Annotated in this window: 14 protein-coding genes and 1 riboswitch; of the genes, 7 read left to right on the top strand and 7 right to left on the bottom strand. The window is 33.2% G+C overall.

The genetic code is table 11. From position 1 onward, the window contains the following. Positions 1 to 14: 14 nt before the first annotated feature. The 4 genes from DICTH_RS03355 to DICTH_RS03340 form a co-directional block, all read right to left on the bottom strand. A complete protein-coding gene (locus tag DICTH_RS03355) occupies positions 15 to 2,258 on the bottom strand; it encodes a sugar ABC transporter permease (protein ID WP_012548325.1) in 2,244 nt (747 codons plus the stop codon). A 2-nt stretch (positions 2,259 to 2,260) separates the two neighbouring features. Beyond that, positions 2,261 to 3,985, bottom strand: a complete 1,725-nt coding sequence (locus tag DICTH_RS03350) for an ABC transporter permease subunit (RefSeq protein ID WP_041723199.1) — start codon at positions 3,983 to 3,985, stop codon at positions 2,261 to 2,263. A gap of 66 nt (positions 3,986 to 4,051) precedes the next feature. Then, complete coding sequence (locus tag DICTH_RS03345) at positions 4,052 to 5,248, bottom strand: sugar ABC transporter substrate-binding protein (protein ID WP_012547440.1); 1,197 nt, start codon at positions 5,246 to 5,248, stop codon at positions 4,052 to 4,054. Positions 5,249 to 5,389: 141 nt separating this feature from the next. Beyond that, complete coding sequence (locus tag DICTH_RS03340; RefSeq protein ID WP_012548290.1) at positions 5,390 to 6,421, bottom strand: GntR family transcriptional regulator; 1,032 nt, start codon at positions 6,419 to 6,421, stop codon at positions 5,390 to 5,392. 123 nt (positions 6,422 to 6,544) lie between these two features. Here DICTH_RS03340 and DICTH_RS03335 point away from each other — a divergent pair, with 123 nt between their 5' ends. Further along, positions 6,545 to 6,985, top strand: a complete 441-nt coding sequence (locus DICTH_RS03335; RefSeq protein ID WP_012547239.1) for a PPC domain-containing DNA-binding protein — start codon at positions 6,545 to 6,547, stop codon at positions 6,983 to 6,985. 2 nt (positions 6,986 to 6,987) lie between these two features. Continuing rightward, positions 6,988 to 7,686, top strand: a complete 699-nt coding sequence (locus DICTH_RS03330; RefSeq protein ID WP_012548069.1) for an RraA family protein — start codon at positions 6,988 to 6,990, stop codon at positions 7,684 to 7,686. A 32-nt stretch (positions 7,687 to 7,718) separates the two neighbouring features. Here the strand turns inward: DICTH_RS03330 and DICTH_RS03325 are convergent, their stop codons facing one another. Further along, the gene (locus DICTH_RS03325) at positions 7,719 to 10,007 is read right to left on the bottom strand and encodes a glycoside hydrolase family 3 N-terminal domain-containing protein (protein ID WP_012548073.1); all 2,289 of its coding nucleotides are present in this window, start codon (positions 10,005 to 10,007) and stop codon (positions 7,719 to 7,721) included. 170 nt (positions 10,008 to 10,177) lie between these two features. Here DICTH_RS03325 and DICTH_RS03320 point away from each other — a divergent pair, with 170 nt between their 5' ends. Together DICTH_RS03320 and DICTH_RS03315 are read left to right on the top strand one after the other, a co-directional pair. Then, on the top strand, positions 10,178 to 11,083 hold the full coding sequence (locus tag DICTH_RS03320) for a DegV family protein (RefSeq protein WP_012546996.1): 906 nt from the start codon (positions 10,178 to 10,180) through the stop codon (positions 11,081 to 11,083). Positions 11,084 to 11,105: 22 nt separating this feature from the next. Further along, a riboswitch (FMN riboswitch) is annotated at positions 11,106 to 11,281 on the top strand. A gap of 85 nt (positions 11,282 to 11,366) precedes the next feature. Further along, positions 11,367 to 11,900 carry an ECF transporter S component gene (locus DICTH_RS03315; RefSeq protein ID WP_012547825.1) on the top strand — a complete coding sequence of 178 codons (534 nt, stop codon included), beginning with the start codon at positions 11,367 to 11,369 and terminating at the stop codon, positions 11,898 to 11,900. On the opposite strand, the gene DICTH_RS03310 is transcribed toward DICTH_RS03315, so the two are convergent. Beyond that, positions 11,869 to 12,741, bottom strand: coding sequence for a DMT family transporter (locus tag DICTH_RS03310; RefSeq protein WP_012547811.1), 873 nt, complete (start codon positions 12,739 to 12,741; stop codon positions 11,869 to 11,871). The two genes, DICTH_RS03315 and DICTH_RS03310, sit on opposite strands and share 32 nt — an antisense overlap. 87 nt (positions 12,742 to 12,828) lie before the next feature. Between DICTH_RS03310 and DICTH_RS03305 the strand changes: the two genes are divergently transcribed. Genes DICTH_RS03305 through DICTH_RS03295 form a run of 3 tightly spaced genes read left to right on the top strand, consistent with a single transcriptional unit; the run spans position 12,829 to position 15,490 of the window. Then, positions 12,829 to 13,302, top strand: a complete 474-nt coding sequence (locus DICTH_RS03305) for a bifunctional nuclease family protein (protein WP_012547860.1) — start codon at positions 12,829 to 12,831, stop codon at positions 13,300 to 13,302. 23 nt (positions 13,303 to 13,325) lie between these two features. Further along, entirely contained in the window at positions 13,326 to 14,822 is a 1,497-nt protein-coding gene (gene purH, locus DICTH_RS03300) for a bifunctional phosphoribosylaminoimidazolecarboxamide formyltransferase/IMP cyclohydrolase (protein ID WP_012547078.1), read from the top strand. After that, positions 14,819 to 15,490: an endonuclease III domain-containing protein gene (locus tag DICTH_RS03295; protein ID WP_012547480.1), complete on the top strand. Its 672-nt coding sequence runs from the start codon at positions 14,819 to 14,821 to the stop codon at positions 15,488 to 15,490. Before purH ends, DICTH_RS03295 begins: the two co-directional genes overlap by 4 nt. Here the strand turns inward: DICTH_RS03295 and DICTH_RS03290 are convergent. Then, complete coding sequence (locus DICTH_RS03290; RefSeq protein ID WP_012547283.1) at positions 15,443 to 16,435, bottom strand: LolA family protein; 993 nt, start codon at positions 16,433 to 16,435, stop codon at positions 15,443 to 15,445. The two genes, DICTH_RS03295 and DICTH_RS03290, sit on opposite strands and share 48 nt — an antisense overlap. Positions 16,436 to 16,437: the final 2 nt, after the last annotated feature.

Below are 16,437 nucleotides of genomic sequence, written 5' to 3'. Positions count from 1 at the left end.
CTAAAATTTAAAGACTATCCTTTAACTGCTCCTTTAGTCAAACCACTTACAATATACCTTTGCAAAGATAGGAATAATATAGTCATAGGTAACATACCAAGAAGAGCAGCAGCAGTAAATAACCCCCACTCTGTTTGATAGGGCCCTGAAGAGAAAGTCCATAGACCAATAGCATAAGTATATTTCTGAGCATCTTGAAGGATTATTCGTGCAAAGATAAACTCATTAAAGATATTCATAAATGTAAGAATCACCACAACAGTTAGGATAGGTCTTGCTAAAGGTAATACAATCTTGTAAAAAGTTTGAAACCTGGTGGCTCCATCAATCATAGCGGATTCTTCAAGAGAATCAGGTATAGTATCATAATATCCTTTTATAAGATACATGTTATAGGCAATATTTCCCAAATAAACAAAGGTAAGACCTGAAAGAGTATCGAGCCCAAGAAATGGAATAAATCTACCCAGGATATTAAGTAGAGTATATATAGCAATCATATAAACTGCACTAGGAAACATCTGAATAAGAAGAAGAGTCAAAATACCATATCTCCTGCCCCAAAATCTCATCCTACTAAATGGATAGGCTGCAAGAGAACATATTAAAGTAGTTATAATAGCTGCTATTCCTGATACCAAGATAGAATTTCTAACCCATTTTAAAAAGTAATGTTTTGTCTTTTGTTTCCAAATTTGATCTATTCTAAATACTCCGTTATCTATTCTATCAAGCCATTTCTTTGCTTCTTTAAAAGGAATTATATCCATTAGATCTCCAGCCTTTTTAGATACAATATTCATGTTAGCACTTACAAAATTTACAAAATCAGTCTTTATTAAATTGTATAAATCATCAAGCTCAGAAAGATATAATCTATTCCCTTGAAGATTCTTCTCAAAAACTTCTCTCCATTTATTTTCTATTCTAGATGTTAAATCGCTAGCCTTTTCTAAATTTTTACTTAAGTAAGAAGAAAAGCTTACAAATCTTTCCTTCAAAGTTTTGTAATCATTAAACCACTTTAATCCTTCCGCAGTACTTTCAATCTTTGAGCTTAAACTATCTCTTCCGTAATCAATAATATATGAGGTAACAAATTCTCTAAATTCACTCTCCCAATTAGAGACTTCATTAACCAAATCGTCTAAGTTACCAAACATCTGAATTTTATTTAACTTACTATCAAGAGAAGATATAAACTCCTTTAACTTATCAATCTTCGTTAATGGCTTTACCTCTTCCTCTATGTTCTCTTCTTGACCTTGAAGAAGCTCCTTCTGCATCTCAAGAAATTCGTTCTCTTGATTTAAAAGTGCAATTTTTTTATCATATGCGCTTAACTCTACAACTTTCTTATCAAATTGATCAATCAAATTATTAAGCTCTTTAGAAATTTTAAAAAGAGACGTTTGAAGATAAGTGTATTCAATATCCTTTGGTGAAAGATATTTCAATTTTTGATAAAGATTTTTAATATTCTGGGTCACTAAACTAAAATCTGAGTATCGGGATAGTTTACTAATTAGAGCAGATTGTGCTTCTTCAATATAAGAATTTTCTTTATAACTTACCAGCGAGAAATCACTAAACTTACTATTTAGACTTACAACTTCATTATTCAGGGCATTAATTTTTTTATCTATCTCTAAGATCTCTCTCTGAATTAAACTAAGTTTTTCCAAAAACCTATTATATTTAACCCTATTCTGATATATTTTACTGTTTAATTCTTCAATCTTTTCCCTTAGCTTTTTTAACTTGGATAATTTTAAAGATAGATCACCTTCTTTTCCTTCCTTAGGAAGATTTTTTTCTAAATATTCCTTTAAGCTTTCTATTAACTCGTATAGGCTTGTCTTAATGTTATCGGTTTTTAAAGACAAATAATCGTTTAGGGCTTTATAGTTCTTCTCTACCTCGTTATACCTGGTATTAGTCTCTTCTATATATGACTTCAAAGCAGAAATATCCCTTTCTATCTCTCTTTCAATCCTCTTTCTGTCCCAATTATCATAAGGTGGTGTTAACATTATAAGATTTTGAATTTCCTGAACAAGAGCAGGCATATTCTTCTCGGGAGCAATGAGATCTTTATAATTTTGTAAGGATACCCTTGAAGAGAAGATCTTAGTAGAAAAAGCAGCCTCATCTCTCCTTATAGAAGTACTAACCACCCAGACCACTGGAAACAATATAATAGGAATTAAGATCCATAAAACAATATGAGTTAACCAATAAGTCTTTTTCTCAACCATATCTATTCACCTCTTACCTCTTCAAAAGAACCCGATATTTTGAAATTGATCAAACTTATACCAGCAACTAAGAAAAATATCAAAATAGAAATAGCACTTGCAAAACCAAACTCTTGACCTCTTCCCTCAAAAGCAAGCTTATAAACATAGGATATCAAAATATCAGTATGTCCAGCTGGCGTGGTTGCAGAAACCATTGGAGGACCACCTGCTGTTAAGAGATAAATTAGAGTAAAATTATTGAAAGTATAGGCAAAACTACTTATTAAAAGAGGAGCTACAATAGTTAAAAGCATAGGAAGGGTTATGTATCTAAATCTTGCAAATCTTCCAGCACCATCAATCGCAGCCACCTCATAAAGTTCATCAGGAATTGACTGGAGAGCTCCTAAAGATATGGTCATCATATAGGGAAATGTAAGCCAAGTATTAACAATTATGCATATTACCTTTGCCCAGAAGGGATCATTAAACCATTTTATTGGATTCAATCCTATCATAGGAAGTATTATCTTATTTAGAATTCCATAAGTCTCATTGAATATACCATTTTTCCATGTCAAAACCGATATAAAATAGGGGATTGCCCAAGGAATTATCAAAAGTGTTCTATAAACATTTCTACCCTTTAATCTTCTGTTGTTTAAAGCAAGAGCAAAAATAAGGCCTATAGAGAAGGATAATAGTACGGTAAATAAAGACCATTCCACAGTCCATATAAAAATATTTAAAAAGGGTTTAGATATTCTCTCATCTTTAAAGATTCTCTCAAAGTTCTCCAACCCTACAAAGGCAGTATAACCTATCAAGAAAACCCTATTGCCATTTTCGTCAAGATCATAAAAAGATCCTTTCTCCTCTATCAAGGGTTTTTGAGTCTTTGTGTTTATTATTACACTCTTTTTATAAGTCTTATCACCTGCTTTTACTTCTTCAAAAGAAAGGCGATATAGCCTATTGATAAAAAAGAATTTCCACCTACCATCAGTATCTACCTTAACTCCCACTATTCTTCCTGTTTCTTGATCTATATACTCCGCATTAGAAAGATATTTTTGTATTAACAAGATGAAATAATAAGTATTTCTCTCTAAACTGAGATCCTCAGAAGAATATAGCAATTTGTAAACTTTATCCTTAGAAATTATTTGATTCACATCTTTTAGAGTAGGCTGAAACTCGTAAGATACTCCATCTATTGTTACCTTAGAAGAAGTTATTTTATAAAGTTTACCTTCCCTAAGCAAAACTTCAGTGCCTTTCCTTACAGTAGGAATAGGCATTTTCCCCAAATATGTCTCTCCACCTATTTTAAATAACACAAGAAAGGATTCTGTAGGCTTTTCATCCTTGTAAACAGCAAAAATTTTAAAGTCTATAGGATTTTTCTCAACCACATAAGTATAATTAGGATCGTATAATAATCTCTCAACAGCTTCTTGACGAGTAAATATGTGTCCAGTTCCGTAGTTAGTAAAAGCAGTTTTTATGGTAAAGTATATGGGATAAATGACAAGTAAAAATAAAAAAATAAGAGCAGGAATTGTATACCTATAAGGATAAGCTTTAGGATTAAATATAAAAAAATCTATAAGGATTAAAGCAATTATTATAATTGCGCCAAGTTCATAATAATAGTTTTGAATCAGGTATACTCCTGCCCAAAAAAGAAGAGCATTAACTAACGCTAATAAAAACCATAAGACAAATTTTGTTAATTTTAACATCAAATTATCCACCCTCCTCAGGTGGCCCAGAGTTATCTCTGGACCACCACTATTTATCTTTATCTTTTACTTCTTAATTTGAGCTTTTATTGCTTTCACTGCATTTTCTAAAGCTTCCTCAGGAGTTGCCTTCCCATTTGCAATTAAGTTAAGAGCATCATTCATAGCACTCCAAACAAAAGCCATTTCAGGAACGTTAGGCATAGGTATACCATTTGCTGCACTCTTTGTGAAACCAACTATATCAGGATTATCTTTAATCATAGAAAGGACATCTTTTCTTGCAGGAATTCTTGGATCTGCCAGATAAATCTTGTACATTGTATCTTTTGTAGCTATATAGTTGAGTACGAAATCTCTTGCAAGAATCTTATTAGGAGATTTTGCATTTATCATAAATCCCTGAACCCCTACAAAAGGCTTTGCCACTACACCTTTCTCTAAGCTTGGTATTACAGTTACCCCATAATTTATACCTGCATCTTTATAAGCCTTGACAGCCCATGGTCCATTAATAATCATTGCTGCCTTTCCTTCTTTAAACATGGAATCCATTATCTGATAATTATCTCCAGGTGTTAAAATCTTTTCATCAAAAAGCCTCTTCCAAAGTTTTGCGCCTTTTATAGCTCCAGGATTCGCAAGACCAATATCAGAAACATCAAGACCTTTTGGTGTCTCTTTAAATACATAACCACCATAACCAAAAAGAACAGGTGCTACATAGTAGAATTCTGTTCCACTAGTTATGAAGCCTCTAACCCTTCCTTTATAAGCAGTATCTATTCTTTTTGCAGTTGAGATTAAGGAATCAAAAGTAGAAGGTGGAAGCTTTACATAATCTTTGTTATAGATTAGTGCAATAGCCTCCATAGCATAGGGCAAACCATAGAGTTTACCACCATAAGAGAAGGCATTCAAAGCTGTAGCATAAAATTGATTTTGATCTTTGAACTGACTAATAGGTTCCAATAAGCCATTTACTACCAGTTCACCTACCCAATCATGAGCACCCACAATTATATCTGCCCCTTTACCCTGAGGAGCAGCCGTTAAAAAATTAGGCTTAATAGAGCCAAATTCTACATATTGAACGTCAACACTGACTCCATATTTAGCCTTAAATTCCTCTCCTAATCTTTGGAGAATATCTACCTGCTTTTCAGAGCACCAAACAGTAATCTTATTAGTTTGTGCTCCCGTCAAACTAAGGAAAAGAATCATTAAAGAGATTAAAATTAATACATAACCTAATTTTTTCATAATGAACCCCCTTTTTGAGATTATTTTAGGAGAGAGCTTATAATTTTAATTTCTTTGCCTTTTTCTTTCACCTCCCCCATACCATTTTAGAACCAATTAAACACCACTTAATTATATTATATTTAGTCATATAAGATCTTGTCAATCCATTAGAGTCTGTCTTATTACAAATTCAGCAGGCACAAGAACTCTTTTATCAAAAACAGACTTTCTTTTGTTTATTATATCACTCAAAACCCCCAAAATTTCTTCCACAATTTTCTCAATATCCCATTTAAAAGTAGTCAAATTAGGAACAACCTCCGTCGATAAAGGAACATCATCACATCCAATAACGCTTAAGTCCCTACCTGCTATAACACCAGCCTCTTTCAACCTCTGCATCAAGCCTATAGCCATCCAGTCATTTGCAGCAAAAATTCCAATTTTACTTCTTTTCTCTTTATTAAAAATCTCTAAGACCTTTTCACCTAATTCATAACCCGATTTATAATTCATCTTTCCCTCAATTATTTCATATTTTACCTTAGGCTCAATTTTAACTCTATCCCAAAAGCCCAACTTTCTTAAACGAGGTGCCGTATATCTCTCTGGTCCACAAAGATGAATAATATAATCGTGATTTCTCTTAATGAGGGCCTCTGCCGCAGACCAACCTATTCTATAATCATCTACAGAAATCTGAATGATTTCATCATGATTAAAATACTGCTCAATAGAAATTAAATATCTGAAATTATTTTTAAGTTTTTCAATAGTTCCGTCATTAATTACCCCTATAATGAGTACTGGCACTTCCTTGTCTTTTTTTCGAGCAATTCTATCCATGGATATAAAATTCAAATTAAAACCTTTTTTTGTAAGTTTATTCGTTAATTCCACAAAAAATTTAGAGTAAAAAGGATCATCGCTTTTTAAATCTGGAGAATTCAAAACATAAACAAATTTTTCTGTTTTAGGGGTTATATAAGTTCCTTTCCCTTGAATTTGTACTAACATTCCTTCTTCTATTAGTTCCTTTATCACACTTCTTATAGTGGTCCTACTCACAGCAAAGATTTGAGCCAGTTCTCTCTCAGAAGAGATTTTTACATAGTCATCTTTTCTACTACTTTCAATTATTTTCAGCAACTCCTCTTTAATTTTCTCTTTAACTAAAGGCGATATACCCATATATTTTTATTCCCAACCAATATAATACCATTTTTATTTAAAAGGTATCATATTTATAGAAGATAGTCAATCCAGGAAATTTTTGGTTTAAAATATATTAAAATCTCATAAGGAGGTTATAAGATGAAAGCCTTTCATTTGTCCTCATCCTCTTCACAAGACGTTTTAATACTCAACTTTTATCCTGGAGAGTTATTATTAGAAACAATCATAAGTTACTTAAAAGAAAATAAAATAAAAAATAGCTGTGTTATAAGTGGAATAGGAACTTTAAAGAGACTCTCTTTTCATCGGGTTTTAACCACTGAGGAGAAGCCTAAGAATGAATATATAACTCTTGAAGGTCCTTTTGAGCTATCATCAACTCAAGGTTTAATAATAAACTATGAGCCTCACCTACATTTTGTTGCTTCAGACCTTAGAAACACATATTCGGGACATCTTGAATATAATTCTCAGGTTTTATATCTAGCAGAGTTTACCTTACTAATCTTAGACAGCAAAAATCATAACTTGGTCAGAAAACTGAAAGAGAATAATATATCTTTTATAGAGGAGGTTTAACCATGAATTTTAGTGAGAAAGAAAATCTCGAACTAATCGAATTATTTAAAGGATTACGAGTAGCGGATGTAAGAGATGGACTAGATTATCTTCTCTTACACAATAATTTTAGCATCCCTTACACCATAAAACCTTTATTTAGAATCAGAGTAGTTGGCATAGCAAAAACAGTAAGATATATACCCTATAGAGGAGAAATACCTAAATTAACTCCAGAAGAATATTCTGAATGGATGGGCTATTATTATACCCATATCTGTCCCTATCCTTGGCTTGAAGAGGTAAAAAAAGGAGATTTTATTGTGATAGATCAAAGCAGTGTAGACGCAGGTCTCATGGGATCAAATAACTCTTTATATGGATTTTCAAAAGGAGTAGTTGGATACCTTACAAATGGAGGACCAAGAGATACCGATGAGCTTATTCTACAAAAGATTCCCTTTTGGAGCAAATTTGTCTCTCAAAAAACTGTTATTGGAAGATTACAATATGATGCCATGGACATTCCTATAAATATAGAGGGAGTAACAGTCAACCCTGGGGATGTAATTATCGCAGATGGCGATGGAGTTTTAGTAGTTCCTAGGGATAAAGCCCCTGTAGTAGCAGAACTTGCAAGAAAGGAACTTAATTTAGATAAAGATTCAAGAAGGAAGTTATACGATAAAATGGGATGGAATTACGACAATACCGTTTTATAATGCTTAAGGGGGGAGTCTTGCTCCCCCTTTTATTACTCTACCTTAACATCACTTGCAAATTTTCTTTTTTCTGTAATTACTTTTGTCTCCAGTACCTCAAAGGTTCCCATAAGTCTTATATCTTCAGAAGAACTACCAATCATTACTTCAAAGACACCCTTTTCAACAATGAATCTCATAAACTCATCATAGAAGGCAAGCTGCTCAGGATAAAGAGTAAAAGTTACTCTCTTTGATTCTCCAGGTTTAAGATATATCTTCTTAAAGCCCTTTAATTCCTTAACAGGTCTTTCTAAGCTTGCCACTTGATCATGGATATATAATTGAACTACTTCTTCACCATCTCTATTACCCGTATTCTTAATAGTAAAGCTAATTTCGACCTTTTCTAACGAATTAACCTTCTCTGGAGAGATTTTTAGGTCAGAATATTCAAAAGTTGTATAAGAGAGTCCATGACCAAAAGGATATAAAGGTTTAGCTGACTCATCTATATAGTCACTAAAGGCAGATGGTTTTCTATTATAATAGACAGGTATTTGTCCTGTCACAGCTGGGAAAGAAATAGGAAGCTTTCCAGAAGGATTATAATCTCCAAAAATTACATCAGCAACTGCATTTCCACCTTCCTCTCCTGGATACCATGCTTCCAAAATTGCATTGAGATTCTCATGCTCCCATTTTAAGGCCTGTGGTCTTCCATTAATAAGTACAAGAACGATTGGCTTACCAAGTTTGTGAAGTTCCTTTAATAGATCTCTTTGAACACCAAAAAGCTCTAATGTTGTCCTATCATTTCCTTCACCAGAAATTCCTCTGTGGAATAGTCCACTTTCTTCACCCATTACAGCTATAATTACATCAGCCTCTTTAGCCATCTCTATAGCTTCAGCAAACCCATCCTTAGAGTCGCTAATAATGTCACAGCCCTTAGCATATAATACTTCAGTTTCAGGAGACACTTTATTCCTTATCCCTTCCAAAATACTTACAGTTCTCACTACACATTTTTCCTCTACTTTTACTCCCTCAAGACCTTCTGCTATTGATGGAATATGAGCTGTGTAACTATAGTCTCCATGTAGATTACGAGGATTATCTGCATTAGGGCCGATCACTGCAACCTTCTTAAGATTTTTGGAAAGTGGTAATGTCCCATCATTCTTAAGAAGTACTATTGATCTCCTTGCAACTTCTCTTGACAAATCTCTAAATTCCGGTTTATCAAAAACCTCATATACTTTCTTAGGATCCTTTTCTAAATTATCATCAAACAAGCCAAGCATAAATTTTGCTCTTAAAACTCTCTCAACAGAAGCATTTATAACTTCTTCAGATATCAAACCTTCTTTTACTGCTTGAATCAACGGCTCGCCATAGCAATCTACACTTGGAAGTTCAATATCAATTCCAGCTTCCAAAGCAAGTACTGCTGCCTCCTTTGCATCTCTTGCTACTTTATGGAAGTTTTCAAGCATTCTTACAGCTATATAGTCAGATACTACATAACCCTTAAAACCCCATTCCCATCTTAAAATCTTTGTTAACAAAAACTTTGAAGAAGCGCAGGGCACTCCATCTATCTCATGATATGCGTTCATTAAGGATCCTGCTTGTCCTTCTTTTATTGCTACCTCAAAAGGAAATAGGAAAACTTCTCTAAGTTCTCTCTCTCCAACTTTTGCAGGTCCTAAATTTCTCGCTCCCTCAGAAATACCATAAGCTGTAAAATGTTTAACTGTAGCTACAATTCCCTCTCTCCAATCCTCTCCCTGAAGTCCTTTTACATATTCCGTAGCCATTCTTGATACAAGATAAGGATCTTCCCCAAAAGTTTCCTCTGTCCTACCCCATCTTGGATCTCTTGGGATATCAAGAACAGGAGAGAGACCCTGATGAACATTAGCTGCCTTCATATGTTGTCTTATAACATCGCTTACCCTTCTTATAAGTTCAGGTTCAAAAGTACTTGCCATACCAATAGCCTGAGGAAATACTGTTGCTCCTTGAGCCATAAATCCACTTAAACATTCTTCGTGAATTATTGCTGGAATTCCAAGTCTTGTTTTTTCTTTCAAAAATTTTTGAATTTTGTTGGCAAGCTCGACTGCCTTCTCAGGACTTACTCCTCTTTCTCCAGCCACCCTTGAAATCTGCCCAATACCATTCTTCAAAAGCTTTTCAGCCTTTTCCTCTGAAAAATTACCATTCTCATCTACTAAATCCTTACCATAAACAGCTTGTAATTGAGCAATCTTCTCTTCAAGGGTCATCTTAGCAATCAAATCCTTAACTTTTTTTGATAATTCTTTCTCTTCCATTCCTTTACCTCCTTTAGAAAAACGTTTTTATTTCTAGCTTTAATTATATCTAAACTCGCACAAAAATAAAAGTGAAACTTTCATACTTTCAAAATATACTTTATTCTCTTAAGAACATGTTTTATAATAAATTGTTTTTTAAAATGCTATTTTCTTAGGAGGATCTAAAAATGGAAAAGGACTTAAAATTTAAAGTAGTAACCGACAGTACTGCCGATATACCAGAAGAAATCAGCAAGGCTTTAGGTATAGAAGTTATTCCCTACTATATACACTTAGAGGGAAGATCCTTTAAAGAAAGTATAGAAATAACTCCAGAGGAAGTTTGGAGCTATCTAGAAAAGACAGAAGATTTAAGCAAATTACCTAAAACAGCCTGTCCTGGAGTTGGAGAATACTATGAAACTTTCAAAAAAATATTAGAGGAAGGGAAAAGAGTTTTAAGCATCCATATGACCTCATGGGGAAGTGGAGCTTTCCAATCTGCAAATACAGCAAAACAAATCATTAAGGAGGAAGAGCCCGAGGCTGAAATAGAAGTTTTAGATTCCAAGAGTGTATCCTTAGGGACTGGTTTTATGGTGATAGAAGCTGCAAAAGCTTCTCTTAAAGGATGGGATCTAAAAAAAACAATAGAACATATCAATGAGGTAAGGAGTAATTTATTCCATGCCTTTACAAATGATACTCTAAAATTTCTTGCAGCAGGAGGAAGAATAGGAAAGGCTAAATATCTACTCGCAGAGATGCTAAAAATAAATCCTATAATATCTGTAGATCATGATGGGGTTTTAGTTGCTCTTGACAAAGCTATAGGAAGAGTAAAAGCCTACCAGAAGATAGTCTCCCATATGAATAACTTTTTTAAAGATAAGAAATTTCTAAATATCGGATTCTTACACGCAAGTGCTGAAGAAGAAGTGAAAAAGCTTAAAGAAGAGATCTCAAAAGTATTTGAAATAAAAAACATAATAGTAAATAAACTAAGTGCAGCCCTAAGCGTACATGCAGGACCAGGAACTGTAGGAGTAATAGCTTATCCTTCAAATTTGTCTATCGATATTGAAACAAAATAGAATTTTAGATATAATTTCATAAAATTACCTTCGGGGCAGGGTGAGAGAGGAACAATAAAAGTTCCTCTCAATTCCCGACCGGCAGTGATGGTAGCTCTAAATAGATAGAGCTACCTAAGCCTGCGAGCAAGCCAAAAGGCTTGCAGATCTGGTGAGAATCCAGAGCCGACGGTATAGTCCGGATGGGAGAAGGTAATTTAATTTTTTGGAAAAAAGCCCTGAAGGTATATGCCTTCAGGGCTTTTTTTGTATATAAATAAATATTTCAAAGGGAGGTAAAATTATGGCCACCAAAAAACTTGTATTAGTATCAATTCTTACAGCATTATCAATCATTCTTTCTATCACTATCTATTTTCCTATTCTTCCTCAAGCACCATATCTACTTTATGACCCAGGCGATATTTCTTTAATCTTAATATCAACCCAAATAGGAGTACCTTATGGACTACTTTCAACTCTTATAGTAGCAATATTAATGGCAGTTTTCACAGGACAAGGAGGACCAATTGGAGCTCTAATGCACTTTTTGGCTTCTGGTACTCTAGTTAGCGTTGCCGGATATGTTTATAAGAAAACTAAAAATTTAATATTAGGCCTTGTTCTTGGAACCATAAGCATGGCTATAGTTATGGCTATAGCAAATATTATTTTTACTCCCATATATTTGGGAGTACCAAGAAGTACTATTTATCCACTGATTTTACCAGTTATAATTCCTTTTAACCTGATAAAGGCAGGAATAAACTCCATAATATCCTATTTGTTGATATCAATATCTTCTATTAGGACTTATTTTGAAAGGATGAGGGAATAGAGATAAATAAAGATATCAATATTAAGGATGCTCCTATGATTTGCTGAAAATTTAATTTTTCGGAGAGAAGTAAAAAGGCAAATAAAGTAGCAAACACTGGTTCCAAATTATAGATTAAGGCAGATTTAGTAGGAGAAACATATTTTTGTCCAACAAGTTGTAAGGTCAGAGTAAAAGCTGTAGCACCAATTCCTAAATAAATAACAGACAAAGAATTTTTGAGAATAAAATTTAAGGGGAGATTTCTTGGTTCAAAAATTAAAAAAAACAAAAAAGAAAAGATAGCAGTAAATAAAATTTCAGAAAAAGCAAGATCAAATATCTCTCTGCGCTCCACTACATAAGAGATATATACAATCTGAATAGCATATAGAACGGCACAAACTAAAACCAGGAAATCTCCCCAATTAATTGTAGAGATCGATGAAAAATCTGTGGTTAAAAAGATAAGTCCTATAAATCCTGTAAATACAGCTAACCAAAGATTCCAATAAATTTTGTTTTTAAAAACTAATTTTTCAAAAAAAGGCACTAAAAGGACCGAAAGCCCAGTAATAAAAGCTGTTTTAGTAGCAGTGGTATATCTAAGACCAAAGGTTTGAAAAGCGATAGCACTAAAGTTTATAATTCCTAAGATAACACCCGAGAAATTTATAGAAATCCTTTGCCTTTTTAATATCAGAAACAGAAATAATGCAAAAGCTCCAAGTAGAAACCTTAAAAAAAGCAAGAAAAATGGAGTAAATACTTCAAGAGCAATCTTTGTAAAAGAAAAAGTACTACCCCAAACAAAAGTTATTAATGTAAGAATAAGCAATCCCTTTAACTCATCATACCTCATACAAAACTGAATTATACCATAACAATTTACAAAGTAGGATATTTAAGCTAATATAAAAGAAACATCTACCAAAAAGAGGTGAACTTTATGATGGTAGAGGTTTATATAGCAGGACTAAGTTTAGACCCACAGACAAACCAGTTTGTAGTAATACTCCGCGAAAAAAACGAAGGAAAAAGGTTCCTTCCTATATGGATAGGTCCTTTTGAAGCTAATGCTATTGCGATTGCTCTTGAAAAAATAGACATAGGAAGACCTCTTACTCATGACCTAATGAAAAATATAATCGAGGCTTTAGATGCAAAAGTAGAAAAAGTATTTATCCATTCTTTAAAAGAGAATACTTTTTACGCTACTATATACCTAAATGTGGAAGATAAGACATTAGAAATAGACTCAAGGCCTTCTGATGCAATGGCTCTTGCTCTAAGAACTAACTCTCCAATCTATGTAGATTCAAAACTTATAGAAGAAGCAGGATTCATAGAGGAATACAGTGCAGAAGAGGAGCTTACTAAATTACTTCAAAATTTAAATCCTGATGAATTCAAAAAACAATAATATTAAGGAGGGTATATTGAAATATGAAATATGCTCTCATCAGTGTCTGGGACAAGACAGATCTTGAGAAACTCTGTAATAAAATAATAAATAAAGGATATACTCTTCTTGCCACTTCTTCCACAGCAAAATATCTTAAGGAAAAAGGGTTTGAAGTGAAAGAAACATCAGAATTGACGGGTTTTTCAGAACTTATTGGTGGAAGAGTAAAAACCTTACATCCTAAGATATTTGCAGGAATTCTAGCAAGAAGAGATAACCCTAAAGATATGGAAGACCTAAAAAAAGAAAATATACCATTAATTGACATCGTAGTTTGCAATCTGTATCCGTTCCAACAAGTAATAAAGAACAAAAATACAACTTTGGAGGAAGCTCTTGAAAATATAGATATAGGAGGTGTTTCTCTCTTAAGAGCTGCAGCTAAAAACTTTCCCTTTGTCCTTGTAGTCCCCTCTCCTAAATATTATGACGAAGTTATAAATTATCTAGAAAAAGAAGATAATGGTTTAGAATTTAGGAGAAGAATGGCCATAAAAGCCTTTTCTATAACAAGTACTTATGACAACGCCATTATGAATTATCTTGCTCAAACCTTCGAAGATGTCATCTCCCTTAACCTTACCAAAAAACTAGACCTAAGATACGGCGAAAATCCACAACAGAAAGCAGGTTTCTATACATTAAACGATGAAGATTTACCTTTTATCCAATATCAGGGAAAAGAACTCTCATATAACAATCTATTAGATACCGATTCTGCTTGGAACTTGATAAAAGAATTTGATGAACCAACTGTAGCTATAATAAAACATAACAATCCCTGTGGTGTTGCATCGGATAATGATAGTTTAAAGGCTTTTATTAAAGCCTTTGAAAGCGATCCTGTGTCTGCCTATGGTGGTATTGTAGCATGTAACTTTGAGATAGATGAAAATGTGGCCAAAGAGATCACAAAACACTTTTTCGAAGTAATAGTAGCTCCATCATATAAAGAAGAAGCATTAAAAGTCTTTTCTCAGAAAAAGAATCTCAGAGTTTTAAAATATAGAGAAGACATACCAGAAAATCCCTTTGAAATAAGATCTCTAAGAAGAGGAGTCTTGGTACAAAGTTTTAACGATATCCTTTTTGATAATTATGAAGTCAAAACCTCAGCAAAACCTACACAAAAGGATATGGAAGAATTGATTTTTGCCCTAAAAGTTGTAAAACATGTTAAATCCAATGCTATAGTGGTAAGCAAAGATAAGCAGACTTTAGGGATAGGAGCAGGACAAATGAATAGAGTAAATGCAGTAAAAATTGCTCTAGAGCAAGCAGGTGAAAAGGCTAAAGAAGCATATCTTGCATCAGATGCTTTCTTTCCTTTCCCAGACTCCATAGAATTAGCAGCAAAATACGGAATAAAAGCAATCATACAACCAGGAGGATCTATAAGAGATAATGAAGTAATAGAAGCAGCAGAAAAGAATAACCTAATATTAGTAATGATATCCTCCAGGCATTTCAGACATTGAACCCTATTGAGGATATCTTCAAATTACTTTTTGACAGATATGGCCCACAGTATTGGTGGCCTGCAGATACACCTTTTGAGGTTATTGTCGGTGCAATTTTAACCCAGGCTACAAACTGGAGAAATGTGGAAAAAGCTATAAAAAACCTAAAGGAGGAGCATCTTCTTGATCCATTTAAACTTTATTCCTTAGACGAAGAGAAACTATCAATATTAATAAGGCCTGTGGGTTTCTACAAAATAAAAGCAAAAAGACTAAAAAATTTCCTCAAGTACTTTGTGGAAAAATATAAGGGAGATCTTATCTCTATGAATAAAAAATCAACAAAAGAGTTAAGAGAAGAACTACTTAAAATAAACGGTTTAGGTAAAGAAACTGTAGACTCAATACTCCTTTACGTCTTTAACAGACCTCTTTTTGTGATAGATAACTATACAAAAAAAATTTTTACTTGTTTAGAGATAGGTAAACTTAACTTATCCTATAATGAATGGCAAGAAATATTTCACAAGTCTCTTTTCCCTATCTATCAACTCTTTCAGGAGTATCACGCCCTAATCGTAGAACACGGAAAAAGAGAATGTAAAAGTTGCTCAAACAACTGCTTTCTTAAGAACTTTTTACTTAATAACAGAAGGTTTTACAAAAGCACTAATTATTTTATTTAAATAATCTTTTGGAAAATCACCTATTAACAAGAAAAATCTATCTCCATCTAACCAAGAAATGGATTTCCATAGGATGTTAGAATCATAAAAAACATGAAAATCATCTATATTTACAGGCTTACCAGGAAGATTAAAAGGCATCAAACCTTTAAATAAAGAGGCATCATTCAACCCATCGGTGTATTTAAAATAGTGAGTAAATCTGTCTTCTTTCTCCCATAGGGTGTAATGTTTAATGAGAGAATATCCTAAAGGAAAATTCAATGGTACATCTATATTCTCTAATTTTTCTTCTTTCAACCTCGTTTCTTCTATTTTTACATCTTTATCCTTGAGAATATTTAAATCAAATAGCTCATCAGATATCTTAGGATTAAAGTTAATTTCAACAAACATTACCCTTCCCACCAAAATACCATCTCCATTATATTTATCTATTCTCAAAGGAACGTATTTATCTTTGTCAATCCAAAGTTTTAAAACCAACTTCTTTGTATACACAGAAGTGACTGATAACACATATACTTTTCTTCCAAGATATACCTCTTCTCCCTCTAATTTTGCATAAAAATTCCTTCTAATAAGGTTTATTCGCTGATTTATCTCATCCCTGTTTAAAAAAGCATTACTCGAAGGAGAGATTCTTACCAAATTTTTCTTGGGATCAAAGTCATATTGAAATTTCCCGTTATCTATGTTGATCTTTCCCAACATAAAAGGGGGAGAAAGATAATCTCTTCTGACAACATATTTTCCATTAGCAATAACCCTAACCGTACTTGTTCTTGGAAAATCAGGTTTAGCAAATAAAATAGAAACTTCTATTCCTTCATAGGGAATCCTACCACTGTTTAATGCATAGTTTTTAATAATCTCCATAGGTTCAACAGCAAAGGTTAAGACGACAAAGAGTATAATTAAAAGAAAGAAAAGTGACTTATACATTG

The organism is Dictyoglomus thermophilum H-6-12 (assembly GCF_000020965.1).
GTDB lineage: Bacteria > Dictyoglomota > Dictyoglomia > Dictyoglomales > Dictyoglomaceae > Dictyoglomus > Dictyoglomus thermophilum.
The sequence above is the reverse complement of the archived record's forward strand: the minus strand, read 5'-3'. Positions and strand labels throughout refer to the sequence as shown.

Excerpts from the sequence above, each read along its gene's own strand:
- DICTH_RS03345 (WP_012547440.1), bottom strand. The coding sequence starts at position 5,248 with ATGAAAAAATTAGGTTATGTATTAATTTTAATCTCTTTAATGATTCTT.
- DICTH_RS03315 (WP_012547825.1), top strand. The coding sequence starts at position 11,367 with ATGGCCACCAAAAAACTTGTATTAGTATCAATTCTTACAGCATTATCA.
- DICTH_RS03325 (WP_012548073.1), bottom strand. The coding sequence starts at position 10,007 with ATGGAAGAGAAAGAATTATCAAAAAAAGTTAAGGATTTGATTGCTAAG.
- DICTH_RS03350 (WP_041723199.1), bottom strand. The coding sequence starts at position 3,985 with ATGTTAAAATTAACAAAATTTGTCTTATGGTTTTTATTAGCGTTAGTT.
- DICTH_RS03310 (WP_012547811.1), bottom strand. The coding sequence starts at position 12,741 with ATGAGGTATGATGAGTTAAAGGGATTGCTTATTCTTACATTAATAACT.
- DICTH_RS03320 (WP_012546996.1), top strand. The coding sequence starts at position 10,178 with ATGGAAAAGGACTTAAAATTTAAAGTAGTAACCGACAGTACTGCCGAT.
- DICTH_RS03340 (WP_012548290.1), bottom strand. The coding sequence starts at position 6,421 with ATGGGTATATCGCCTTTAGTTAAAGAGAAAATTAAAGAGGAGTTGCTG.
- DICTH_RS03330 (WP_012548069.1), top strand. The coding sequence starts at position 6,988 with ATGAATTTTAGTGAGAAAGAAAATCTCGAACTAATCGAATTATTTAAA.
- purH (WP_012547078.1), top strand. The coding sequence starts at position 13,326 with ATGAAATATGCTCTCATCAGTGTCTGGGACAAGACAGATCTTGAGAAA.
- DICTH_RS03335 (WP_012547239.1), top strand. The coding sequence starts at position 6,545 with ATGAAAGCCTTTCATTTGTCCTCATCCTCTTCACAAGACGTTTTAATA.
- DICTH_RS03355 (WP_012548325.1), bottom strand. The coding sequence starts at position 2,258 with ATGGTTGAGAAAAAGACTTATTGGTTAACTCATATTGTTTTATGGATC.
- DICTH_RS03305 (WP_012547860.1), top strand. The coding sequence starts at position 12,829 with ATGATGGTAGAGGTTTATATAGCAGGACTAAGTTTAGACCCACAGACA.
- DICTH_RS03290 (WP_012547283.1), bottom strand. The coding sequence starts at position 16,435 with ATGTATAAGTCACTTTTCTTTCTTTTAATTATACTCTTTGTCGTCTTA.